This is a genomic window from Oceaniglobus roseus (assembly GCF_002869745.1).
GTDB lineage: Bacteria > Pseudomonadota > Alphaproteobacteria > Rhodobacterales > Rhodobacteraceae > Oceaniglobus > Oceaniglobus roseus.
The window spans coordinates 40021-63097 of sequence record NZ_PNOS01000007.1 but is presented as its reverse complement, the minus strand read 5'-3'; the positions used below and the strand labels follow the sequence as shown (position 1 = coordinate 63097).

Below are 23077 nucleotides of genomic sequence, written 5' to 3'. Positions count from 1 at the left end.
TTTTCCACAGATGATCGCTGCTGCCACCTGGTCCTATCCCACCGCCATCCGCTTCGGCGCGGGGCGCATCGCCGAACTGCCTGAGGCCTGCCGCGCGCTCGGCCTCGCGCGGCCGCTGTTCGTCACCGACCCCGACCTCGCCGCGCTCCCGGTCGCGCACCGTGCCCTGTCGCTGCTCTCCGAGGCGGGGCTGGCGGCCGGGCTCTTCGGAGAGGCCGAGGCCAATCCGACCGATGCAAACGTCGAGGCGGGCCTCCGGGCGTTCCGCGACGGCGGCCACGACGGGGTGGTGGCCTTCGGCGGCGGCTCGGCGCTGGACCTCGGCAAGGCGGTGGCCTTCATGGCCGGGCAGACCCGGCCGCTCTGGGATTTCGAGGATATCGGAGACTGGTGGACCCGCGCCGATGCCTCCGCCATCCGCCCCGTCGTCGCGGTGCCGACGACCGCGGGCACCGGCAGCGAGGTCGGGCGCGCCGCGGTCATCACCGACAGCGCCACGGCCACGAAGAAAATCATCTTCCACCCCGGAATGCTGCCCGGTCAGGTGATCTGTGACCCCGAGCTGACCGTGGGCATGCCCCGCGCGATCACCGCCGGAACCGGGATGGACGCCTTCGCCCATTGCCTCGAGGCCTACTGCTCGCCCCATTACCACCCGATGTCGCAGGGGATCGCGCTGGAGGGGATGCGGCTGGTGAAGGAGAACCTGCTGCGCGCCTTCGAGACGCCCGGAGATCTGGAAGCCCGCGTCCACATGATGGCGGCGGCGGCCATGGGGGCGGTGGCGTTCCAGAAGGGACTCGGCGCGATCCACGCCCTGTCCCACCCGATCGGCGCGGTGCACCACACCCACCACGGCACGACCAATGCCGTGGTGATGCTGCCGGTGCTCCGGTTCAACCGGGCGGCGGTGGAGGACCGGCTGGCGGCGGCGGCCGCCTATCTCGGGCTCGCGGGCGGATTCGACGGGCTCTGCGACTTCGTCGAGGGGCTGAACCGCGCGCTCGGGATACCGAAGAACCTCACGGCGCTCGGCGTGACGGATCCCGACCTCGACCGGCTGGTGACGGCGGCGCTGGCGGACCCGTCCTGCGGCGGCAACCCGGTGACGCTCGGGCCCGTCAACATGCGCGCGCTACTGGAAAGCTGCTTCTGAGCCTGCGCCCCGCGTCCGGCCCTGCGCGGGCGGAGGGTGCGGGAGCCTCCGGCGGGAGTATTTGGTGCAAAGAGGAAACAGGGGTGGTGCGCGACCGGCCCGCGTCGTGTAGGCCGGAATGGGGCAGCACGGCGGGGAGGCGCGGATGGCGGCGAAATTCGGAACCAGCGGGCTCAGGGGTCTCGTCACCGAGCTGACGGACGAGGTTTGCGCCGCCCATGTGCGTGCCTTCCTGACCGTGACGCCCCATGACGGGGTGCTGCTGGTCGGGCGCGACCTGCGCCCCTCCTCGCCGCGGCACCTCGCGGCGGTGGCGGTCGGGGCGGCGGCGCTCGGGGTCGAGGTGCGGGATTGCGGCGCGGTTCCGACACCCGCGCTGGCGCTTGAGGCGGCGCGGCTCGGGGCTCCGGCGGTGATGGTGACGGGCAGCCACATCCCGGCCGACCGCAACGGGCTGAAGTTCTATACCCGCACCGGCGAGATCACGAAAGCCGACGAGGCGGCGATCCTGGCGGCGCTCGCCCCTTGGGAGGGGGCGGTGACACTTTCCGGGGTGCCCGCGCATGAGGGGGTGAACGCGCGCTACGTCGCCCGGTTCGCGGACTCCTTCGGGTCGGCGGCGCTGTCGGGCCTGACGGTTGGGCTTTACGAGCATTCGGCGGTCGGGCGGGACGTGCTGCACGACATCCTGTCGGCGCTCGGTGCCACGGTGCGGCGGCTTGGACGGAGCGAGACCTTCATTCCGGTGGATACCGAGGCGGTGGACGCCGGGACGCGGGAGATGCTGGCCGGATGGGCCCGGGAGGGCGGCCTGGACGCCCTCGTGTCGCTCGACGGCGACTCCGACCGGCCGCTCCTGACGGACGCGACGGGCCATGTGGTGCCGGGCGATATCCTCGGCGCGCTGACGGCACGCAGCCTCAGCGCGGATTGCGTGGTGACGCCGGTGTCCTCGAACACGATGGTCGAGGCGATGGGACTGGGCGAGGTCATGCGCACCCGCATCGGCTCGCCCTACGTGATCGCGGGAATGGAGGCGGCGCTGGCGGCCGATCCTGCGGCGCGGGTCGTGGGGTACGAGGCGAACGGGGGCTTCCTGCTGGGGTTCGACGCGGCGGGACCTGCGGGGCAGCTCGCGCCCCTGATGACGCGGGACGCGGTGCTGCCGCTGCTCGCCACGCTGGCGCAGACGCGCGAGGCGGGCGGGGTCGGGGCGCTGCTCGGCGGGCTGCCTCAGCGGCGGACCGCGGCGGACCGGCTTCAGGGGCTGCCGACGGAGACGTCGCGCGCGATGATCGAGCGGCTGACGGCGGACCCCCGGGCGCGGGCAGCGCTGCTCGGGGAATATGGCGCGGAGGCCGGGGTGGACCTGACCGACGGGCTGCGCGTGGCCTTCGAAAGCGGCGAGGTGGTGCACCTGCGCCCCTCCGGCAACGCGCCGGAACTGCGCTGCTACGCCGAGGCGGAAAGCGAGGCGCGGGCGGCGGAGATGGTGTCCTCGGTGCTGGCGGCGGTGCGCCGGGACTACGGCTGAGACCGGTACGTTCGCCCAGGCCGGGTCGCCTGGCGCCTAGCCGTGCAGCTCGGCCGCCATCTGCGCCTTCCTGACGTCGTCGAAGGCACGAAGCTCGGCGATCAGCGCCGCCATCCGGTCGAGCGGGATCATGTTCGGCCCGTCCGAAGGCGCGGTGTCGGGGTCCTGGTGCGTCTCGATGAACAGCCCCGCCACCCCCACCGCACAGGCGGCGCGGGCCAGCACCGGCGCAAACTCGCGCTGGCCGCCGCTGGTCGCCCCCTGCCCGCCCGGCTGCTGGACCGAGTGGGTGGCGTCGAAGACCACCGGGTATCCCGTGGCCGCCATCACCGGCAGCGCGCGGAAATCGCTGACCAGGGAGTTGTAGCCGAAGGAGACGCCCCGCTCGCAGAGCAGGATCCGCTCGTTCCCGGTCGAGGCGATCTTCTCGGCCACCTTCGCCATGTCCCATGGCGCGAGGAACTGGCCCTTCTTGACGTTGATCGCCCGCCCCGTCTCTCCGGCGGCGAGCAGGAGGTCGGTCTGGCGCGACAGGAAGGCGGGGATCTGGAGGATGTCCACCACCTGCCCCGCCGCCTCGGCCTGGGGGATGTCGTGGACGTCGGTGATGACCGGACAGCCGAACTCGTCACGGATCCTCGCGAGGATCTCCAGCCCCGCCTCGATCCCGACGCCGCGGGCCGAGCCGAGGGACGTCCGGTTCGCCTTGTCGAAACTGGCCTTGAACACGAAGCGCGTTCCCGTGGCGGCGCAGGCCCCGGCGATGCCGTCGGCCATCATCCGCGCGTGGTCCAGCGTTTCCAGCTGGCAGGGCCCCGCGATCAGCACGAAGGGGTTGAGGCCCCCGATCTCGATGTCTCCGACGGTGACGACCATCACATCTCTCCCAGCACGGCTTCGATCCGGGCCACGTCGGCAGGATTGTTCAGCTCCCAGAACACCCGGCCGCGGCCCTCGACGATGACGCAGCGCACGGCGTGCCCGTTCTCGAGGAAGCGCAGCTGCTCGAGCCCCTCCAGCGCCTCCATCCGGCCCACAGGCCAGGACATGTAGGCGGCAAGGGCGGAGGGGCGGTAGGCGTAGATGCCGACGTGGTGATAGACCGGCAGGTCGCCGCGTCCGCGTTCCTGCGGGTCGATGTAGGGCAGCACTTCCTTGCTGAAGTACATCGCGTGCTGGTTGGCGGCGAAGACGGCGGTGGTGCCGCCGACGCGCCCCGCCTGCCGGTCCTCGATGAAGTTGGCGTAGGAGCGGGCGTCGCAGTGCAGCACCGGCGTCGCCACGTCGGCCGCCGGGTCGGCGGCCATGGCGGCGATCAGGTCCTCGACGAACCAGGGCGGCGTCAGAGGTGCGTCGCCCTGAACGTTCACGATCAGGTCGGCCTCGATGTCGTGGCGGGCCAGCGCGTCGGCGCAGCGCTCGGTGCCGTTGCGGCAGTCGGACGAGGTCATCAGCACCGAGGCGCCGAAGGCTTCCGCCGCCTCCCGGATGCGGTCGTCGTCGGTCACGACATGGACGGCATCGGCGCCCGACGCGCGCATCGCCGCCTCCCAGGTCAGCTGGATCAGGCTCTTCCGCGTGCCGTCGGGCAGGGTCAGCATCGCCAGGGGCTTGCCGGGATAGCGGGTCGAGGCATAGCGCGCGGGGATCAGGATGACGGTCTTCATGGGGCGCTCCGTGGCTTCGCGCCGAACCTATGCGAGGGCGGCGCGGGGTGCCACGCCAAAACGCCGCAGCCCGCCCCCTTGCCGTTCCCGTTCGTGAACATATAGTGAACGCATGGCCCCACGCACGCTTCAGCAGAAACTGGCGATCCTCTCGGACGCCGCCAAGTACGACGCCTCCTGCGCCTCCAGCGGGACGGACCGCCGTTCGTCGCGCGACGGCTCGGGGCTGGGCAGCACGACGGGCAGCGGCATCTGCCATGCCTATGCGCCGGACGGGCGCTGCATCTCGCTCCTGAAGATCCTGATGACGAACTTCTGCATCTTCGACTGCGCCTACTGCGTGAACCGTGTCTCCTCGAACGTTGAACGGGCGCGCTTCACCCCCGAGGAGGTGGTGCAGCTGACGCTGGAGTTCTACCGGCGCAACTACATCGAGGGGCTGTTCCTGTCCTCGGGCATCATCCGCTCGCCCGACCAGACCATGGGCGACATGGTGAGGATCGCCCGGACGCTGAGGGTGGAGCACAATTTCCGCGGCTATATCCACCTCAAGACGATCCCCGACGCGGCGCCCGAGCTGATCGCCGAGGCGGGGCTGCACGCCGACCGGATCTCGATCAACGTGGAGCTGCCAACGGACGCGGCGGTGAAGTCCTATGCGCCCGAGAAGGACCCCGAGGGAATACGCCGCGCCATGGCCGACGTGCGTCTGCGGAAGGAGGCGAGCAAGGAGAGGTCCCACACCGGCAAGCGCCCCCCCCGCTTCGCCCCTGCGGGGCAGTCGACGCAGATGATCGTCGGCGCCGACAACAGCACGGATGCGACAATCCTGGGCCAGTCGACGCGGCTTTACTCAAGCTACAAGCTGAAGCGCGTGTACTATTCCGCCTTTTCGCCGATCCCCGACGCCTCGGCCAAGCTGCCGTTGATCCGTCCGCCGCTGGCACGGGAACATCGCCTCTACCAGGCAGACTGGCTGCTGCGCTTCTACGGCTTCGACGTGAACGAGATCACCGGCAGCGCGAAGGACGGCAACCTCGACCTCGACATCGACCCGAAGCTTGCCTGGGCGCTGGCGAACCGGCATCACTTCCCGCTGGACGTGAACCGGGCGAGCCGCGAGATGCTGCTGCGGGTGCCGGGGTTCGGCACAAAGACCGTGGGGCGCATCCTGACGACGCGGCGCCATCGCTCCCTGCGCTATGACGACCTGACAAGGATGGGTGCGATCCTTAAGAAGGCGCGGCCCTTCATCACGCTGACCGACTGGTCGCCCGGCGCGCTGACCGACAGCGCCCGGTTGCGCGCGGCCTTCGCGCCGCCGCCCGAGCAGCTGTCGCTGTTCTGATGCCCACCGTCACGCTCCCCACCATCGGCACCGAGGCCGCCTTCCGCGACGCCGCCCGCGCGCAGGCGGCCGCGGGGGTGCCGCCCGAGGCGCTGAGCTGGCATTTCTGCAGCGCCGCGCCCGATCTCTTCGCCGACCCCGCGCCAGCGCCGACGTCCGGTGCCGCGCTGACCGTGCCGAAAAGCTTCGTCGAGCTGATGCGCGCCGTGGTCTGGCATGCCGATCCCGAGCGATTCGCCCGCCTCTACGCCCTGCTCTGGCGCCTGCGCGACCGGCCGAAGCTGATGGAGGACCGCGCCGACCCGGCCCTTGCCAGGCTCCGCCAGATGGAAAAGGCGGTGCGCCGGGACAAGCACAAGATGACGGCCTTCGTCCGCTTCCGAGAACTGGAGGCCACCGGCCCGAGGCGCCGCTTCGCCGCCTGGTTCGAGCCTTCGCATTACACGCTGGAGCCCACGGCGCCCTTCTTCGCCAAGCGGTTCGGCGACATGGACTGGGTGATCCAGACGCCGCACCTGACCGCGCATTTCGAGAACGGCGAGATTCGCTTCGCCGAAGGCGCGTCCAAGCCGCCGCTGCCCGAGGACGCGACCGAAGAGCTCTGGCGGACCTATTTCTCCAACATCTTCAATCCCGCGCGGCTCAAGGTCTCGGCCATGACCTCGGAGATGCCGAAGAAATACTGGAAGAACCTGCCCGAGGCCGAACTGATCCCGGGCCTGATCGCCTCTGCCCAGTCCCGCGCCCGCGCCATGGAGGCGGCGGCGCCCACCCTGCCGCCCGTCTTCTCCGACCGGATCCTCGCCATGCCCAAAGCCCCCGACACCCGCCCCGAGCTTCACCGCCAGCTTGCCGCCTGCACCCGCTGTCCGCTCTACAAGGATGCGACGCAGGCGGTGCCGGGCGAAGGGCCGCTGGACGCCGCGCTGATGATCGTGGCCGAACAGCCCGGCGACAACGAGGATCTGGCGGGCCGCCCGCTTGTCGGGCCCGCCGGGCAGCTCTTCGACCGGATCGCGGAGGAAGCCGGGCTGGAGCGCCCGGCGGCGTTCGTCACGAACGCCGTGAAGCACTTCAAGTTCACCCCCCGCGGCAAGCGGCGCATCCACCAGAAGCCCGACGCGGGCGAGGTCGAGGCCTGCAAGTGGTGGCTGGAGGCCGAGCGCCAGCTGGTGAAGCCGAAGCTGATCCTTGCACTGGGCGCGACCGCGGCGGCGAGCCTGACGGGGACGGGCAAGGGCATCACCAGGCGTCGGGGCAGCGTCGAGCAGACGGAGGACGGCACGCCGGTCTACCTCTCCGTCCACCCGTCGTACCTGCTGCGCCTGCCCGACGCCGCCCTGCGCGAGGCCGAGACCGAGCGGTTCCGCGAGGATCTGCGCCGGGTGGCCGAGATGGTGCGCGGCGCAGCCTAGTTCTGAAGCGGCCTCACACCCTGACGGAGCCACGCCGCGAACTCGGCCTCCGGCACACGGCTTTCCGCCAGACCTTCCATCATGTCCACGACCTCCCTGTCCGGCACGTACAGATCGAGACCGTTGAGATACAGAAACGCGAAGGCCGTCTGGAACGCCGTCCGCTTGTTTCCGTCGATGAAGGCGTGCGCCTTTGCGAGCCCGAAGGCGTAGGCGACACCGAGATCGCATAAATCCGGTTCGCCATAGGCCCAGAGGTTCAGCGGCCGGGCGCACCCCATTTCAAGCAGGGCCGTATCCCGAAGGCCCGGGCTTCCACCGTGCCGCGCAATCTGCCGATCATGAATCGCCCGCACGGCTGCGATGGGCACCCACCGCGGATCCGCCGTCACGCGAGTTCCTGCATCGACTTGCGATAGCGGTTCTGGCCGATCTCCGCCGCTTCCATCGCAGCCGCGAAGTCATCCTCGTGGGCGCGTATGGCGAGCGAACCGTCGTCGGTGCGCACCAGGTACACCGTGTCGCCCTCCGCCGCGTCGAGCACGGCAAGCGCCTCCTTCGACAGGGTGATGACGGCCGAGTTGCCGACCTTGCGGATCTTGGTTTCGAACATTGCGGGGCTCCATCCGTATACACGTACAGATGTATATACGGCGGCTGAGGCGGTCAAGCCTCCCGAAGCCCCCGCTCCATCGGTTGGGCGGTGGCGCGCCGGCCCGCCGGTTCACCGCCGAACCGGGCGATCAGCGCGTTCCTCAGCGGCTGCGAGCGGCGCATCATCCGCTGCAGATCGGCGTGGTCCCACGACACGACCGTTGCCCCCGCCCCGGAGAAACACGGTCTCGCCGGCGAAGGCTGGCCCCTCGATCACGCGAGCAAGGCCGTCCTCGACCAGCGTGACCTCGGGCGCGTCGACGAAGAACAGCCGCGTGACCGGCGCGCCTTCCTGGATCAGGGTACAGGACGCCTCCAGCACCTCCCAGTCCGCGCGGCGCGACAGGCTGCGCAGCTGCCCGGGCGTGACGGTGCCGAATGCCGCCAGCAGCCGCCGCTCGGCCGCGTCGAGACCGATGCGCGTGCGCTCTGCCAGGATCACGCAGACGAGCCAGAGGTTGACCGCCGCCATCGCCCCCTCGGCGAAGACGGCGTCCCACGCCGGTTCGGCCCGGAAGAGGTGGAAGCAGAGGCCGAAAAGCAGGCCGACCGACACCAGCAGCCGCAGGATCAGCTCGTCGCGGACGAGGAAGCCCGAGACCTTGAAGAGGAACGCGACATAGGCCAGCAGCCCGATCGGGACGGCGGCGGTCAGCGCGGCAAGGTCCATCGGCTCTCCCAGGGTTCCGTCACGTCATCAAGACGTCCGGGCCCCGGGGAATCAAGCCCCTGCGGCTCAGGTGTTGAACAGGAAATGCAGCACGTCGCCGTCCTGCACCGTGTATCCCTTGCCCTCGACCCGCATCTTGCCGGCCTCCTTCGCCCCCGTCTCGCCGTTCAGCGACACGAAGTCGTCGTAGGCGATGGTCTCGGCCCGGATGAAGCCCTTCTCGAAGTCGCCGTGGATCACGCCGGCCGCCTGCGGCGCCAGCGTGCCCTGCGGGATCGTCCAGGCGCGCGCCTCCTTGGGGCCGACGGTGAAGTATGTCTGGAGGTGGAGGAGCGCGTAGCCGGCGCGGATCAGCCGGTCGAGCCCGGCCTCCTCCAGTCCCATCTCGCCCAGGAACATCTCGGCCTCCTCGGGGTCGAGCTGGCTGATCTCCTCCTCGATCTTCGCCGAGATCACGACGGCCGAGTTGCCCTGCGCCTTCGCCATCTCGGCCACGCGGGCGGACTGGGCGTTGCCGGAAGCGGCCGCCGATTCCTCGACGTTGCAAACGTAGAGGACAGGCTTCGTCGTCAGCAGCTGCAGCATCCGCCAGGCGCGGGCGTCCTCGGCCGCCACCTCGACGGTGCGGGCGGGCCGACCGTCGTTCAGGGCGGCCTGCGCGGCTTCCAGCAGGCGCACCTGGTCCACCGCCTCCTTGTCGCCGCCGCGCACCTTGCGGCTGAGGTTCTGGAGACGCCGCTCGATGCTCTCGAGGTCGGCCAGCATCAGCTCGGTCTCGATGGTCTCGGCATCGGCCACCGGGTCCACGCGGCCCTCGACATGGGTGACGTCGCCGTCCTCGAAACAGCGCAGGACATGGGCGATGGCGTCGCATTCGCGGATGTTGGCAAGGAACTGGTTGCCGAGCCCCTCGCCCTTGCTCGCGCCCTTCACGAGGCCCGCGATGTCGACGAAGGTCATCCGGGTCGGGATGATCTGCTTCGACTTGGCGATGGCGGCGAGCTTGTCGAGCCGGGCATCGGGCACCGCGACCTCGCCCACGTTCGGCTCGATCGTGCAGAAGGGAAAGTTCGCCGCCTGCGCCGCGGCGGTGCGGGTCAGCGCGTTGAACAGGGTCGACTTGCCGACGTTCGGCAGTCCGACGATACCCATCTTGAAGCCCACGGCCGTTCTCCTTGCCCTGCTGTGCGGAACCGGCCCGGTTCTAGGGTGCGGCGCGCGGGGACGCAAGGCGGTCGGGGGTGCGTGGCGTGAGGCGAGAGCTTTCGCGGCCGGCACAATTCCCCGCCTCTGGTCCAAAGCGCTTTGCGTACTCTTGCTTCAGCCCGGGCACGTGTGGCGATGCGGCCTGGTTCGGTTTGTCGTCAAATCATCGCAGGGTTGTGATAGGCTCGGCGAATGGCTCAGGGCATGTACTGCGGAGATGTCTCGCCCGGCGGCAACGCCGGGCAGCCCCCGACCGCCCCCACGGGCGGGGGCTTCTCCCCCGCCCGCGGTCGGGGGCTGCCCTAGGTGCTGAACGGTATCGTTGCAGTCAGCGTCCCTGGCAACATTGATTTCAAGCCAGACCATTCCGGAGCCCCCCATGCGCATCATGTCCTACAACATCGAATGGTTCGACGACCTGTTCGAGCCCGACAATTCCATGAAGGCCGACGCGACATCGGCGAAACGCTTCGACGCCATCGCGCAGGTGATCCGCACCCTCGACCCCGACCTCATCGGCATCACCGAAGGCCCGAACACCACCACGACCACCGGCATGCGTGACACCGTCTCGGCGCTGGAGGGCTTCGCCGCCGCGAAAGGCCTGCGCACCGCGAAGGCGGTCATCGGCTTCCCCTCCCCCGGCCGTCAGGAGATCGCGGCGCTTTGGGATCCCGCGGTGCTTGCCGCGACCCATGCGCCGGGCGGACGGGCGGGGTCGAGAACCAGTCCACCCTTCGACGAGAGTTTCGAGATCGACAGCGACGCCGACGGCATCCGCGAGGTCTACAGGCATTACCGCCCGCCGCTGGAACTGTCCGTCACCCGCGCCGATGGCGGTCCGCCGTTCCGCGCCATGGTGGTCCATGCCAAGTCCAAGGGCATCTTCACCGCGATGGACCGGATCCATTACGAGCGCACCTCGGACCGCAACCGCCGCAAGCTCTTCGCCGAATGCTCCTCGATCCGCCGCCGGGTGGACGACTGGCTGGCGGAGGGCACGGCGGTGGTGGTGATGGGCGACATCAACGACGGCCCCGGCTTCGACTACTACGAGGGGCGGTTCGGGCGGTCGGCGGTCGAACTCATCATGGGCGACCTGTTCAGCCCCGACGGGATCCTCAGGAACCACGTCGGCCCGCCGGAGTGGGGGCGCTTCGGCTGGGAACCCTCGACGGCGCGCTTCCGCGACATCTTCACCGGCGACACGGTGAACGCGCTGATCGACCACATCCTCGCCTCGCGCCACCTGACGCCCGCAGGCACCGGCGCGGCGCGGGTCTGGAACCCGTTCCAGAGCGAAGAGGCGAAGCCCCTGAAGGAGGCGCTGATGGCGGCCTCGGATCACTTTCCGGTGACGCTCGACATCCTCTGAGGTGCCGACGCGAAAGGCCCGCTCCGCACAAGGGCGGGGCGGGCCGGAGCCGCTGTCATGCGGCGCGGGGGATGCCGGATCTCAGGTGCCGCGCCGGTCGGCGTGGCCCTGGTAGATCAGGATCCAGGCCAGCAGGATGAAGATCGGGTGGCCGAGGCCGCCGGAGATCAGGATCGAGGGCACCCAGATGACGAACACCAGGATCGACAGCAGGATGCGGCCCGTGAACAGGATCGAGAGCGGAGGGAGGAAAAGTGCGAGTACATAGTTCATGGCACATCAGATGGGGTGCCCCCGCGCAATGTTAAGGGGCGTAACACTGAAAATATCTGACCGCAGAAGGGACTTTGCAGGGAACCGCCGACACGGGTGCTGCAACGGAGCATTGAAATCGGCGCCGCTTTCGCGCACACCCGCCCGGACGCAAGGGAGAGCCACGACATGACAAGGATCGACGCCAAGTTCGCAGAGCTGAAGGACCAGGGCCGCAAGGCCTTCGTTTCCTACATCATGGCGGGCGATCCGGACTTCGACACCTCGCTCGCCGTGGTGAAGGGCCTGCCGGGCGCGGGCGTCGACATCATCGAACTGGGCCTGCCCTTCACCGATCCGATGGCGGACGGCCCGACGATCCAGGTGGCGGGGCAGCGGGCGCTTGAAGGCGGCATGACGCTGGACCGGACGCTGGAGCTGGTGCGCGCCTTCCGCCAGGGCGACGACACGACGCCGATCGTGCTCATGGGCTATTACAATCCGATCTATTCGCGGGGCGTGGCGAAGTTCCTTGACCAGGCGAAGGCGGCCGGCATCGACGGGCTGATCGTGGTCGACCTGCCGCCCGAGGAGGATGACGAGCTGTGCCTGCCCGCCCAGGCGGCGGGGCTGAACTTCATCCGCCTCGCGACACCCACGACCGACGACAGGCGGCTGCCGAAGGTGCTGACCAACACCTCGGGCTTCGTCTATTACGTCTCGATCACCGGCATCACCGGCGCCGCCGCGCCCGAACCGTCGGACGTGGCCCCCGAGGTCGCGCGGATCAAGGCGCAGACTGACCTGCCGGTGATCGTCGGCTTCGGCATCCGCACGCCCGAGGCCGCCGAGGCGATCGCCGGGATCGCGGACGGCTGCGTCGTCGGCTCGGCCATCGTGTCGGAGCTGGCCAGCGGGCGCGGCGTGGAGGAGGTTCTGTCCTTCGTGAAGTCGCTGTCCGACGGCGCCCACCGGGCCTGAGCGGCGGGCGTCAGCCCGCGTCCTGCACCGCCGCGTCGATGAAGCCGTCGTCCAGTGCCTCGGCCACGAAGGCGTCGAGCGCGGGCAGGCCCGGATGCGCGGGGCCGGGCAGCACCATCGCCTGGTCGACCTGCGCGAAGGCGCCGTCGAGGATCCGCACGGCGTGGTCGCCGTCGAAATAGCGCTCCAGCGTGTCGCGCAGACCCGCCACCGCGTCGCCCCGCCCCGCCCGGAAATCTGCGAAGCTCTCGGTCGGGGTGACGGCGGTCTCCAGCGTGGCATGGTGCAGATGCGCCCGCAGGTGCATCTCGTACCCGGTTCCCGCGGCGGCCAGCACCTTATGTCCCTCGCGGTCGATGTCCCCGGCGTCGTGCAGGTCGCCCTCCGTGCGCACGGCGAAGGCGGCCGCCGCGCTCAGGAACGGGCGGGTGAAGCAGAGCTTCTTCGACGGATCCTCGTCGAGCGCGAGGAACCCCACGTCCCAGGCATCCCTGTCGGCATCGGCGATCACCGCGGCCGCTCCGTCATAGACCACCGGCACGAAATCGGCGCCGACCCGCATCGCCAGCCGCCGGGCGAGCGCCGGGCAGACTCCCAGCGGGATCCCGTCCTGCACCTGCACCAGCGCTTTGTTGCCGGTGTTGATGGCGACGCGCAGGCTGCCGCCCCGCGGCAGGCTGTCGAGGTCTTCGAGAAGCGGCGGACGTTCCATCGTCAGATGTTGCGCCGCCAGCGGTGGAAGTCGTCGTCGATCAGCAGAACGTCGCGGTCCACGTCCTGGATCTTCTTCCGCCCGCACAGCGCCATGGTGATGTCCAGCTCCTTGCGGATCACCTCCAGCGCCGTCTCGACCCCCTTCTGCCCCATGGCGCCGAGGCCGTAGATGAAGGCGCGGCCGATGTAGGTGCCCTTGGCGCCGAGCGCGATGCACTTCAGCACGTCCTGCCCCGAGCGGATGCCGCCGTCGACATGGACCTCGACCTGGTCGCCGACCGCCTCGACGATCTCGGGCAGGACCCGGATCGAACTCAGCGCGCCGTCCAGCTGGCGGCCGCCGTGGTTCGACACGATGATCGCGTCGGCGCCGACTTGCAGCGCCATCTTCGCGTCCTCCGCATCGAGGATCCCCTTCAGGATCAGCTTGCCGCCCCACTGGTCCTTCAGCCGCTTCACCTTGTCCCAGTCGAGCCGGGGGTCGAACTGCTCGGCCGTCCAGGACGACAGGTTCCCCATGTCCGACACGCCCTTGGCGTGGCCGACGATGTTGCCGAAGGTGCGGCGGTGGGTCTGAAGCATGTTCAGCCCCCAGCCCCACTTCGTCGCGAGGTTGGCGATGGTCTTCGGCGTCAGCTTGGGGGGCGCGGAGAGGCCGTTCTTGATGTCCTTGTGGCGCTGGCCGAGGATCTGCAGGTCCAGCGTCAGCACCAGCGCCGAACAGCCCACGTCCTTGGCCCGCTGGATCATGTTGGCCACGAAGTCCTGGTCGCGCATGACGTAGAGCTGGAACCAGAAGGGTTTGCTCGTGTGCCGCGCGATGTCCTCGAGCGAGCAGATCGACATGGTCGACAGCGTGAACGGCACGCCGAACTTCTCGGCCGCCTTGGCCGCCAGGATCTCGCCGTCGGCGTGCTGCATCCCCGTCATGCCCACGGGGGCGAGCGCGACGGGCATCGTCACGTCCTCGCCGATCATCTGGGTCGCGGTCGAGCGTCCCTCCATGTCCACCGCCACCCGCTGGCGCAGGCGCAGGAGGTCGAAGTCGGTCGAGTTCTCGCGGAACGTCTGCTCGGTCCAGGCCCCCGACTCGCAGTAGTCGTAGAACATCTTCGGCACCCGGCGCTTGTAGATGCGCTTCAGGTCCTCGATCTCGGTGATGGTGGGCATGGCACTCCTCCGGATTGGTCAAAAGTTGTTACCAATGCCGGGCTGGCCGGGCAATCGCAAAGTGTCCGGCACGGCAGGGCGAGGGCCGGGGTCGGGTCAGGGGCAAGGGCGTTGCCCCCTTGCCCCCATCGGCGTATCCAAAGCGCTACGACACCGACCGGAGGGCCCGATGCCGACCAAGGACAAGACGCCGACGATCGCCAGCGTGGACGACGACACCCTGTTCCGCTGGCGCTGGGACCGGGGCGCCATGGACCTGATGACGCCCCTGAACCGGCTCTACGGCGAAGCGACCGACATCGACGCCCTCGGCCAGCGCCTGAAGACGCTGCTGAAGGAGAAATGGGATGCCCGCCCGGCGGACCTGCGCGCGCAGGACCTGGCGCGCGACATCAACCCCGGCTGGTTCCTGTCGCAGCAGATGGTCGGCTATGTCTTCTACATCGACCGCTTCTCGGGCACGCTGAAGGCCCTGCCCGAGAAGATCCCCTATCTCCAGGAGCTCGGCGTCACCTACGCCCACTTCATGCCCTGCCTGAAGCCGCGCCCCGGCGACAGCGACGGCGGCTATGCGGTGATGGACTACGGCGCGATCAACCCGGCGCTCGGGACCATGGCCGACTTCCGCAAGGCGACGGCGAAGCTGCGGGCGGCCGGCATCTCGACCTGCGTCGACATGGTCCTGAACCACACCGCAAAAGAGCATGTCTGGGCGCAGAGGGCGCGGGCGGGCGACGCCTTCTACCAGTCCTTCTACCGCATGTTCGACACCGACATCCTGCCCCGCCAGTACGAACATACCCTGCTGGAGGTCTTCCCGAACCAGGCCCCGGGCAACTTCACCTGGTATCCCGACATCCAGAAATGGGTCTGGACGACCTTCAACGAATACCAGTGGGATTTGAACTGGGAAAACCCCGAGGTCTTCCTGGCCGTGCTCGGCATCATCCTCGACCTCGCCAACAACGGCGCCGACGTGATGCGGCTGGATGCGGTCGCCTTCATGTGGAAGCGGATGGGCACGATCTGCCAGAACCTCCCCGAGGTGCACGACCTGCTCCAGGCCATCGTCCAGGCGACGCGGATCGCGGCGCCCGGTGTGATCCACAAGGCCGAGGCGATCGTGGGGCCCACCGACCTCGTCCCCTACCTCGGGCAGGGGCGGCACGCGGGGCGGGAAAGCAACCTCGCCTACCACAACAACCTGATGGTGCAGTTCTGGTCGACGCTCGCCAGCCGCGACGCGCGGATGATGGCCGACGTTCTGGCGCACCATTTCCCGAAAAGCTTCCGCAACGCCCAGTGGGCGACCTACATCCGCTGCCACGACGACATCGGCTGGGCGATCACCGAGGCGGACGCGGAACGCCACCCGCCCCTGACCGGACCCGGCCACCGGAAGTTCCTGACCGACTTCTTCACCGCCCGCCATCCCGGCAGCTTCGCCCGCGGCGCGGATTTCCAGGTGAACGAGGTGACGGGCGACCGGCGCACCAACGGCACCTTCGCCTCGCTCGCGGGGCTGGAGACGGCGCTGGAGTCGGGCGATGCGCACATGATCCGCCTCGCGGTCGACCGGATCCTGATGGGCCACGCGCTGATCGCGTCCTTCGGGGGGATGCCGCTGCTCTACATGGGCGACGAGATCGGGATGCTGAACGACCACTCCTATCTCGACGATCCCGACCTTGCGGGCGACGGGCGCTGGATGCAGCGGCCGCGGATGGACTGGGCTACGGCGGGGGAGGCCGCGACCGCCGACACGCCCCAGGCCTGGATCTGGCGCGGCGTGCGCCACATCATGGCGCGCCGCAAGGTGACGCCGCAGCTGGCCGGAACGGTGCCGACCGAGATCATCCCGCTGGCCAACCCTGCCCTCTTCGCGCTCCGCCGCCCGGGCGACGAGGCTCCGCTGACGGCGGTGTTCAACTTCTCCGAGCACTGGCAGAACGTGGCCGGGGTCAAGCTGGGCCTGAACCCGGCCGAGCGCCAGTTCGACGCGCTGGCCGGCCAGGAGGCGCTGCCGGGCAGCGGCACCCTGTCGCTGCCGCCCTATGGCAGGGTCTGGCTGGTGCCGCAGTCCTGACGGACGTTTCGGGCTTTCCAAACGCCTCGATCTGCCCTATACGCGCGCGCTTATGGGCGGACACCCTTGGAGGCCGCCCGCAACATCGAATCTAGGAGATCGAACCATGGCTGGACAAATTCCAGACATCCAGGCGATGCCGCGCGCGGGGACAGGCAAGGGGGCCGCCCGCACCGCGCGCCGCGAGGGCATGGTGCCCGGAGTCGTCTACGGCGGCGGCGCTGACCCCATCGCCATCAACCTGCCCTACAACGCGCTGATGAAGCGCCTGAAGGCCGGCCGCTTCCTGTCGACCCTGTTCAACCTCAAGGTCGAGGGCCACGACGACGTGCGCGTCATCTGCCGCGGCGTGCAGCGTCACGTCGTGAAGGACCTGCCGATCCACGTCGACTTCATGCGCCTGCGCCGCACCTCCCGCGTGTCGCTGTTCATCCCGGTCGAGGTCGTGGGCCACGACAAATGCCCGGCCCTGAAGAAGGGCGGCGTGCTGACCATGGTGCGCCCGGAAGTCGAACTGCGCTGCACCGCCGGCGACATCCCCGATCACGTCACCATCTCGATCGAAGGTCTGGAAATCGGCGACACCGTCACGATCTCGTCCGTGACCCTGCCCGAGGGCACGCGCCCGACCATCGACCGCGACTTCGTGATCGCCAACCTCTCCGCGCCCGCCGGCCTCGTCTCGGCCGAGGGCAGCGAGGAGGCCGAGGATGAAGAGGACGCCGCGGAAGCCCCGGAAGCCGAAGGCGACGCCGAGGACTGAGCGCGGCCGCTTCGGCCATCGGAACGACGGGAACGGGGCGCGGGCGACTGCGCCCCGTTTCCGCATCCGGGCGCGTTGCACCCCGCGCGCCCCTTGCCTAGAGTCGGCCCGAGCAACGAAAGGGATCAGGCCCCATGCGCCTCTTCGTCGGCCTCGGCAATCCGGGCGCCAAATACGCGGGCAACCGGCACAACATCGGTTTCATGGCGGTGGACAGGATCGCCGGGGATCACGGCTTCGCCCCGTTCCGCGCCAAGTTCCAGGGCCGGGTGAGCGAGGGCACGCTGGGCGGCGAGAAGGTCGTGCTGCTGAAGCCCGAGACCTACATGAACGACTCCGGCCGTTCGGTGAACGAGGCGCTGCGCTTCTACAAGCTCTCCCCCGCCGACGTGATCGTGTTCCACGACGAGATCGACCTTGCCCCCGGCAAGCTGCGTGTCAAGACCGGCGGCGGCCATGCGGGGCACAACGGGCTGCGCTCGATCCACGCCCATCTCGGCCCCGACTATCACCGCGTGCGCATGGGCGTCGGCCATCCGGGCCACAAGGACGCCGTGCCGGGCTATGTGCTGCGCGACTTCGCCAAGGCCGACGCCGACTGGCTCGACGACATGCTGCGCGGCGTCTCCGACGGCGCGCCGGCGCTGGCCCGGGGCGACGCCGCGGGCTTCTCCAACGCCGTCGCCCTGCGCATGTCGCCCCCCCGCCCCTCGACCGGCACCCGGCCCGCGGCAGCGCCCCGCGACAGCACGTCCGACCCGGCGCCTGCACCCGGACCGGAGCCCGGGCCCGAGCCGGAGGAGGCGCCCGCCCGCTCGCCCCTGCAACGCCTGGCCGACCGTTTCCGCTGACCCCCGGAGGTGACACGATGGAAAAAGACAACTCCGTGAACGTCCTCGGCGGCGAACTTCTGCCCTGTTCGGCCGATCCCGTGACCGGCTTCTTCCGCGACGGCGCCTGCAACACCTGCGCCGCCGACCGCGGCAGCCACACCGTCTGCGCCACCATGACGGCCGAATTCCTGGCCTTCTCGAAATACGTCGGCAACGATCTCTCGACCCCCCGCCCCGAGTACGGTTTCCCGGGGCTGAAGCCCGGCGACGGCTGGTGCCTCTGCGCCGCCCGCTTCCTCCAGGCCCACGACGAGGGCTGCGCGCCCAGGGTCAACCTGGCCGCCACCCACATCCGCGCGCTCGACATCGTGCCGCTCGACGTGCTGCACCGCTACGACAGCGCCGCCACCTGACCCTCCCGGAGCGACGCCGATGAGCCGACAGCACCCGATCGACTTCGTCAATCCAACCTTCCACGAGGGTCTGAACATCACCGTGCGCCACGGCGACAAGTGGGCACGCACCGCGTCCATCGGCGATGTGCTCCAGATCGAGGGGCACGCGGGGCGGATCACCGCGCCGATCACCGGCCTCCTGCGCTGCCTGCTGGACGAGATCCCCGAGGGGCTGCTGGCGCTGGAGCATGACGCGGAGGCCCGCAGCCGCGACGGTCTGCGCCGGATCCTCGACGAGATCTACGGCCCGACCGAAGACGGCAGGCGTGACGTCACGGTGATCTTCTTCAGCATCGCCTGATGCGATCATGACGAAAGGGGCCGCCCCGAAGGACGGCCCCCTGTCTCGATCCGCAGTTCGTCCTGCGGGCGTCTTACGACGCGGTGAACTCCAGCATCACCGGCTGCCCGTTGTCCAGCGCGGGGCTGTCCACCTCGGCGCCGCCGTTGGCGTCGAACCGATCGTTGTCGTTCGTGTCGTTGTGGATCATGGCCACATAGCTCTTGCCCTTCACGAAGGGCGCGTCGACATCCACGGTCACGTTGTCGTTCTCACCCGGCTGCAGCGCGGCATAGCCCAGCGACTCGTTCAGCACCGGCTGGCCATTGGCGATCTCGTGGATGGTCAGGAAGCCCGGCTGCCCGGCATCGACCCGCGGGAAGGTGGCGGTGTCGCCCGAGACGGCGACCGAGGACTCCGCGAACATCGGGACCTCGCCGATCCGCGTCGACGTGTCGTCCTGCCGGACGTTGTCGCGGTTGTCGTTCGGATCGTTCGCGTCGACCTTCGGCACCGAGGCGTATTCGGACGTCGGCTCGGTCATCTCGACCCCGCCCTTCGCCACGATGAAGTTCTGCGTGATCGGCGCGCCCGAGGCCACCACCGGCGTGTCGACGTCGGTCATGCCTTCGCCGAAGTCGTAGGTGTCGTTGCCGTTGGTCTCGGCATGCAGCATCGCCTGGTATGTCATGCCCTCCTCGAACGGCATGCCGATGTCGACGGCGACGTTCGCGTTGTCGCCCGCCATCACCGGCGTATACCCCAGCGACTGCGGCGCGACCACCTGGCCGCCACGCACCTCGTGGATCACGAGGTAGCCATCGCTCGGCGCCTCGACGTTAGGGAAGGTCACGGTGGAGCCCTTGAAGGTCGCCCCCGTGGTTCCGATCATCGACTGCGCCGAAGCGGCACCGGCGGCACCAAGCAGAAGGGCGACGGTGGCGGTGGAGGTGATGAACTTGTTAAACATGTGTTACTCCTTTTTCAGCTTTTCTAAGCTTCGGCCCACCAACCCGCCGCAGCGCAGAAAGGTTGCATCAAGGGCCGATCATCAAAAAGCGAGCGGATTTCACATGCTTGTGTGACTCAGGAACTCCCCGTCATGTCCCATGCGAGGTGCTTGGCGACGGTGAAGATGTCCTTGTCCCCGCGCCCGCACATGTTCATGCAGATGATGTGATCCTTCGGCAGCTCCGGCGCGATCTTCATCACGTGCGCCAGCGCGTGCGAGGGTTCGAGCGCCGGGATGATGCCCTCCAGAGCGCAGCTGAGCTTGAACGCCTCCAGCGCCTCGGCATCGGTGATCGAGACGTAGTGCGCCCGGCCGATGTCGTGCAGCCAGGCGTGCTCCGGCCCGATGCCGGGGTAATCGAGCCCCGCCGAGATCGAGAAGCCCTCGAGGATCTGCCCGTCGTCGTCCTGCAGCAGGTAGGTCCGGTTGCCGTGCAGCACCCCGGGCCGGCCGCCGGTCAGCGAGGCGCAGTGCTCCATCTTCGCGTTCACGCCCTTGCCGCCGGCCTCGACCCCGATGATCGACACCTCCTTGTCGTCGAGGAAGGGATAGAACAGGCCCATGGCGTTCGAGCCGCCGCCGATCGCTGCGATGATGGTGTCGGGCAGCCGTCCCTCCTGCTCCATCAGCTGGGCCTTCGCCTCCTTGCCGATGATCGACTGGAAGTCGCGCACCATCGCCGGATAGGGGTGCGGCCCCGCCACCGTGCCGATGCAGTAGAAGGTGTCGCGCACGTTGGTCACCCAGTCGCGCAGCGCATCGTTCATCGCGTCCTTCAGCGTACCCCGGCCCGAGGTCACCGGCACGACCTCGGCGCCGAGCAGCTTCATCCGGAACACGTTGGGCGACTGCCGCTCCACGTCGTGGGCGCCCATGTAGACGACGCACTTCAGCCCGAACTTGGCGCAGACGGTGGCGGTGGCGACGCCGTGCTGGCCCGCCCCGGTCTCGGCGATGATCCGGGTCTTGCCCATGCGCCGCGCCAGCAGGATCTGCCCCAGCACGTTGTTGATCTTGTGGGCGCCGGTGTGGTTCAGCTCGTCGCGCTTGAAATAGACCTTGGCACCGCCGAGATGCTCGGTCATCCGCTCGGCGAAATACATCGGGCTGGGGCGGCCGACGTAATGGGTCCAGAGATGGTTCATCTCGTCCCAGAAGCCCTGGTCGGTCTTCGCCCTCTCGTATTCCTCCTCGAGGCTCAGGATCAGCGGCATCAGCGTCTCGGACACGAAGCGTCCGCCGAAGTCGCCGAAGCGCCCGTTCTCGTCCGGGCCGGTCATGAAGCTGTTGAACAGATCGTTGGCCATGGTGAACCCTCCCGCTGGTGGCCCCCTCCCCTACTCCGCCCGAAGGCCGCGGTAAAGCCGTGAGCCTAGTCGAGCCGCCGCTTGAAGCCGAGGTGGCTGGGGGTGAAGCCGAGCCGGGCATAGAAGGCATGGGCGCCCGTGCGGGTGGCGTTGGTGGTGAGCTGGATCAGCGCACAGCCCGCGGCACGGGCCCGCGCCTCGGCGTCCGCCATGAGCCGGGTGCCCAGCCCCTGCCCGCGCAGCGCGGCATCCACCCTGACCGACTCGACCTGCGCCCGCCGCGCCGCGGTGAGCGAGAGGCCGGAGATGAAGGTGATCTGGTAGGTGGCGACGATGCGCCCATCCGCCTCGCCGACGATCAGGTGATTGCCGCCCTCGGCCTGCATCGCGTCGAAGGCCGCGAGATAGAGCGCATCGTCGCCGTCTTCCCGCCCGGCCCCGAGCGCATCGTCGCGCAGCAGTGCGACGACCGTCGGCACGTCCTGCCGCACCGCCTTCCGCCAGATCACCCCGTCGCGCTGCTCCATCGCCCCCCTCCTTCTTCCACGGTCGATCCCTTGGCATCGCTTTTCTGAAGAAAAGCGGACCGGAATTCTCGAGAATTCCGGTCTCCCGCTCCGACCTCCGGCACCGCGACCGCTTTTCTGCAGAAAAGCGGTGCGGACTTCTCGAGAAGTCCGCTTCCCCGCGGCAGACGCCCGCGCGGACACCTGCCGCGTCAGGCCTGCGCCGCCGCCATGAAGGCCCGGATCCGCTGCGGATCCTTGATGCCCGGCGCGCTTTCGACCCCCGAGGACAGGTCCACCTGCCGCGCGCCCGTCAGCCGCAGCGCCTCGGCCACGTTCCCGGCCTCGAGGCCGCCCGCCAGCATCCACGGCACCGGCCAGCGCCGCCCCTGCAGCAGCCGCCAGTCGAAGCTGAGGCCATTGCCGCCGGGCAGCACGCCATCCTTCGGCGGCTTCGCGTCGACCAGGATCTGGTCGGCGACCCCGGCGTAGCGGTCGAGCGCCGACAGATCCTCCGCCGCCGCCAGTCCCACCGCCTTCATCACCGGCAACCCGAACCTGCGGCGCACCTCCGCCACCCGCTCCGGGGTCTCGCGGCCGTGGAGTTGCAGCATGTCGATCGGCGCGACGTCGAGGATCGCCGCCAGCGCGTCGTCGTCCGCATCCACCGTCAAGGCCACCTTGCAACGCCCCGGCGGCACCCGGTCGGCCAGCGCCGCCGCCGCCTCGGGGCTCACGTTGCGGGGCGAGCGCGGGAAGAAGACGAAGCCGACATAGGCGGCGCCCGCCGCCACGGCGGCGTCGAGACCCACGGGCTCGGTCAGCCCGCAGATCTTCACCCGCACTCCAGTCATCGAAAGGGCCCTTCGTCCGCGCCTATTCCAGCAGCGCCAGCACGTCGTCGCTGCGGCCGCGCGGCGCCTTCATGCGCTTCACCTCGGCCTCCAGCCGCTCGGCCTCGCGGCGGCGGCGGGCGGCCTCGGCGCGGTGCTTGTGCTCGCGCAGCCATTCCCAGATGAAACCGACGAGGACCCCCGCGGCGACGCCCATGAGTATGACAAGGAACAGCGGCAGGCGCACGGACCAGGTCACGCCGAGGTAGGTGCCAAGCTCGGTCGGCAGCAGCTCCAGCACCACCGGCTCGCGGTTGGCGAGGGCGATGACGATCAGCACGACCGCCAGGGCGGCGAGCACGATGTAGCGGATGTAGCGCATTCGGGATCCTATTCCTCGTTCAGACGGTCGCGGAGCAGCTTGCCGGTCTTGAAGAACGGCACGTGCTTCTCCTCCACCGGAACCGATTCACCGGTCCTCGGGTTCCGCCCCACTCTCGCATCCCGCTTCTTCACCGAAAAGGCCCCGAATCCGCGGAGTTCCACCCGATCGCCCCGTGCCATGGCCGAGATGATCTCCTCGAAGATCGTGTTCACGATCCTTTCGACGTCGCGCTGGTACAGGTGAGGATTCTCGTCGGCTATCTTCTGAATCAATTCAGAACGGATCATGCATCGGTCCCCCAATCACGTCATTCCGCGGCTCCGGTCCACCACGGACGCCCGGAGAGTATAGGCGATTAATCCGCGGCGCGAAACTGCGCCCGCACCGGCGCCGGCGCCAATCTGCCGGCTAGATCGCTGTTAAAAGACGCAAATCGTGTCGCCTCCGCGTCCGACGACCCGCGCCGCGCATCGTC

General features: G+C 69.1%; 26 protein-coding genes. 11 read left to right on the top strand and 15 right to left on the bottom strand.

The window, feature by feature from the left end:
* Positions 1–10: 10 nt before the first annotated feature.
* Both A7B20_RS05450 and A7B20_RS05445 read left to right on the top strand, forming a co-directional pair.
* Positions 11–1156: an iron-containing alcohol dehydrogenase gene (locus A7B20_RS05450; protein ID WP_102107543.1), complete on the top strand. Its 1146-nt coding sequence runs from the start codon at positions 11–13 to the stop codon at positions 1154–1156.
* A gap of 145 nt (positions 1157–1301) precedes the next feature.
* Positions 1302–2690, top strand: coding sequence for a phosphohexomutase domain-containing protein (locus tag A7B20_RS05445; RefSeq protein ID WP_102107589.1), 1389 nt, complete (start codon positions 1302–1304; stop codon positions 2688–2690).
* 36 nt (positions 2691–2726) lie between these two features.
* Here the strand turns inward: A7B20_RS05445 and kdsA are convergent, their stop codons facing one another.
* The gene (gene kdsA / locus A7B20_RS05440) at positions 2727–3566 is read right to left on the bottom strand and encodes a 3-deoxy-8-phosphooctulonate synthase (protein ID WP_102107542.1); all 840 of its coding nucleotides are present in this window, start codon (positions 3564–3566) and stop codon (positions 2727–2729) included.
* Positions 3566–4357: a 3-deoxy-manno-octulosonate cytidylyltransferase gene (locus A7B20_RS05435; protein ID WP_102107541.1), complete on the bottom strand. Its 792-nt coding sequence runs from the start codon at positions 4355–4357 to the stop codon at positions 3566–3568. The genes kdsA and A7B20_RS05435 overlap by 1 nt, the downstream gene beginning before the upstream one ends.
* A gap of 112 nt (positions 4358–4469) precedes the next feature.
* On the opposite strand from A7B20_RS05435, the gene A7B20_RS05430 reads away from it, so the two are divergent.
* Together A7B20_RS05430 and A7B20_RS05425 are read left to right on the top strand one after the other, a co-directional pair.
* Positions 4470–5705, top strand: coding sequence for a putative DNA modification/repair radical SAM protein (locus A7B20_RS05430; protein WP_102107540.1), 1236 nt, complete (start codon positions 4470–4472; stop codon positions 5703–5705).
* Positions 5705–7120 (top strand): UdgX family uracil-DNA binding protein, encoded by a 1416-nt coding sequence (locus tag A7B20_RS05425; protein WP_102107539.1) that lies wholly within the window; start codon positions 5705–5707, stop codon positions 7118–7120. Before A7B20_RS05430 ends, A7B20_RS05425 begins: the two co-directional genes overlap by 1 nt.
* Here the strand turns inward: A7B20_RS05425 and A7B20_RS05420 are convergent.
* The 4 genes from A7B20_RS05420 to ychF all read right to left on the bottom strand — a co-directional run bounded on the left by A7B20_RS05420 (position 7117) and on the right by ychF (position 9608).
* Positions 7117–7491 carry a type II toxin-antitoxin system death-on-curing family toxin gene (locus A7B20_RS05420; protein WP_245866588.1) on the bottom strand — a complete coding sequence of 125 codons (375 nt, stop codon included), beginning with the start codon at positions 7489–7491 and terminating at the stop codon, positions 7117–7119. The two genes, A7B20_RS05425 and A7B20_RS05420, sit on opposite strands and share 4 nt — an antisense overlap.
* Positions 7492–7508: 17 nt before the next feature.
* Positions 7509–7733 (bottom strand): AbrB/MazE/SpoVT family DNA-binding domain-containing protein, encoded by a 225-nt coding sequence (locus A7B20_RS05415; protein WP_102107537.1) that lies wholly within the window; start codon positions 7731–7733, stop codon positions 7509–7511.
* Positions 7734–7844: 111 nt separating this feature from the next.
* Entirely contained in the window at positions 7845–8444 is a 600-nt protein-coding gene (locus tag A7B20_RS05410) for a hypothetical protein (protein WP_102107536.1), read from the bottom strand.
* Positions 8445–8510: 66 nt separating this feature from the next.
* Positions 8511–9608, bottom strand: coding sequence for a redox-regulated ATPase YchF (ychF, locus tag A7B20_RS05405; protein WP_102107535.1), 1098 nt, complete (start codon positions 9606–9608; stop codon positions 8511–8513).
* 421 nt (positions 9609–10029) lie between these two features.
* Here ychF and A7B20_RS05400 point away from each other — a divergent pair, with 421 nt between their 5' ends.
* Positions 10030–11025, top strand: a complete 996-nt coding sequence (locus tag A7B20_RS05400) for an endonuclease/exonuclease/phosphatase family protein (protein WP_102107534.1) — start codon at positions 10030–10032, stop codon at positions 11023–11025.
* Between the two features lie 81 nt (positions 11026–11106).
* On the opposite strand, the gene A7B20_RS05395 is transcribed toward A7B20_RS05400, so the two are convergent.
* On the bottom strand, positions 11107–11298 hold the full coding sequence (locus A7B20_RS05395) for a hypothetical protein (RefSeq protein WP_102107533.1): 192 nt from the start codon (positions 11296–11298) through the stop codon (positions 11107–11109).
* Positions 11299–11466: 168 nt separating this feature from the next.
* On the opposite strand from A7B20_RS05395, the gene trpA reads away from it, so the two are divergent.
* Complete coding sequence (gene trpA, locus A7B20_RS05390; RefSeq protein WP_102107532.1) at positions 11467–12258, top strand: tryptophan synthase subunit alpha; 792 nt, start codon at positions 11467–11469, stop codon at positions 12256–12258.
* 10 nt (positions 12259–12268) lie between these two features.
* On the opposite strand, the gene A7B20_RS05385 is transcribed toward trpA, so the two are convergent.
* Both A7B20_RS05385 and A7B20_RS05380 read right to left on the bottom strand, forming a co-directional pair.
* Positions 12269–12970, bottom strand: a complete 702-nt coding sequence (locus tag A7B20_RS05385; RefSeq protein WP_102107531.1) for a type 2 periplasmic-binding domain-containing protein — start codon at positions 12968–12970, stop codon at positions 12269–12271.
* Positions 12971–12972: 2 nt separating this feature from the next.
* Positions 12973–14142, bottom strand: coding sequence for an alpha-hydroxy acid oxidase (locus A7B20_RS05380; RefSeq protein WP_102107530.1), 1170 nt, complete (start codon positions 14140–14142; stop codon positions 12973–12975).
* Positions 14143–14311: 169 nt separating this feature from the next.
* Between A7B20_RS05380 and A7B20_RS05375 the strand changes: the two genes are divergently transcribed.
* From A7B20_RS05375 to A7B20_RS05355, 5 genes are all read left to right on the top strand, one after another.
* Positions 14312–16228, top strand: coding sequence for an alpha-amylase family protein (locus tag A7B20_RS05375; protein ID WP_102107529.1), 1917 nt, complete (start codon positions 14312–14314; stop codon positions 16226–16228).
* Between the two features lie 106 nt (positions 16229–16334).
* Positions 16335–16991, top strand: coding sequence for a 50S ribosomal protein L25/general stress protein Ctc (locus tag A7B20_RS05370; RefSeq protein ID WP_102107528.1), 657 nt, complete (start codon positions 16335–16337; stop codon positions 16989–16991).
* A gap of 134 nt (positions 16992–17125) precedes the next feature.
* Entirely contained in the window at positions 17126–17842 is a 717-nt protein-coding gene (gene pth / locus A7B20_RS05365; protein ID WP_102107527.1) for an aminoacyl-tRNA hydrolase, read from the top strand.
* A gap of 17 nt (positions 17843–17859) precedes the next feature.
* Entirely contained in the window at positions 17860–18237 is a 378-nt protein-coding gene (locus tag A7B20_RS05360) for a DUF2237 family protein (protein ID WP_102107526.1), read from the top strand.
* Between the two features lie 19 nt (positions 18238–18256).
* A complete protein-coding gene (locus tag A7B20_RS05355) occupies positions 18257–18580 on the top strand; it encodes a hypothetical protein (RefSeq protein WP_102107525.1) in 324 nt (107 codons plus the stop codon).
* A gap of 73 nt (positions 18581–18653) precedes the next feature.
* Here the strand turns inward: A7B20_RS05355 and A7B20_RS05350 are convergent, their stop codons facing one another.
* The 6 genes from A7B20_RS05350 to ihfB form a co-directional block, all read right to left on the bottom strand.
* A complete protein-coding gene (locus tag A7B20_RS05350) occupies positions 18654–19529 on the bottom strand; it encodes a DUF7282 domain-containing protein (RefSeq protein ID WP_102107524.1) in 876 nt (291 codons plus the stop codon).
* Between the two features lie 116 nt (positions 19530–19645).
* The gene (gene trpB, locus A7B20_RS05345; protein ID WP_102107523.1) at positions 19646–20878 is read right to left on the bottom strand and encodes a tryptophan synthase subunit beta; all 1233 of its coding nucleotides are present in this window, start codon (positions 20876–20878) and stop codon (positions 19646–19648) included.
* A gap of 65 nt (positions 20879–20943) precedes the next feature.
* Positions 20944–21405: a GNAT family N-acetyltransferase gene (locus A7B20_RS05340; protein ID WP_102107522.1), complete on the bottom strand. Its 462-nt coding sequence runs from the start codon at positions 21403–21405 to the stop codon at positions 20944–20946.
* 191 nt (positions 21406–21596) lie between these two features.
* Positions 21597–22238, bottom strand: a complete 642-nt coding sequence (locus A7B20_RS05335; RefSeq protein ID WP_102107521.1) for a phosphoribosylanthranilate isomerase — start codon at positions 22236–22238, stop codon at positions 21597–21599.
* Between the two features lie 22 nt (positions 22239–22260).
* Complete coding sequence (locus A7B20_RS05330; protein ID WP_102107520.1) at positions 22261–22599, bottom strand: lipopolysaccharide assembly protein LapA domain-containing protein; 339 nt, start codon at positions 22597–22599, stop codon at positions 22261–22263.
* Between the two features lie 8 nt (positions 22600–22607).
* Positions 22608–22889 (bottom strand): integration host factor subunit beta, encoded by a 282-nt coding sequence (gene ihfB, locus A7B20_RS05325; RefSeq protein WP_102107519.1) that lies wholly within the window; start codon positions 22887–22889, stop codon positions 22608–22610.
* Positions 22890–23077 lie beyond the last annotated feature (188 nt).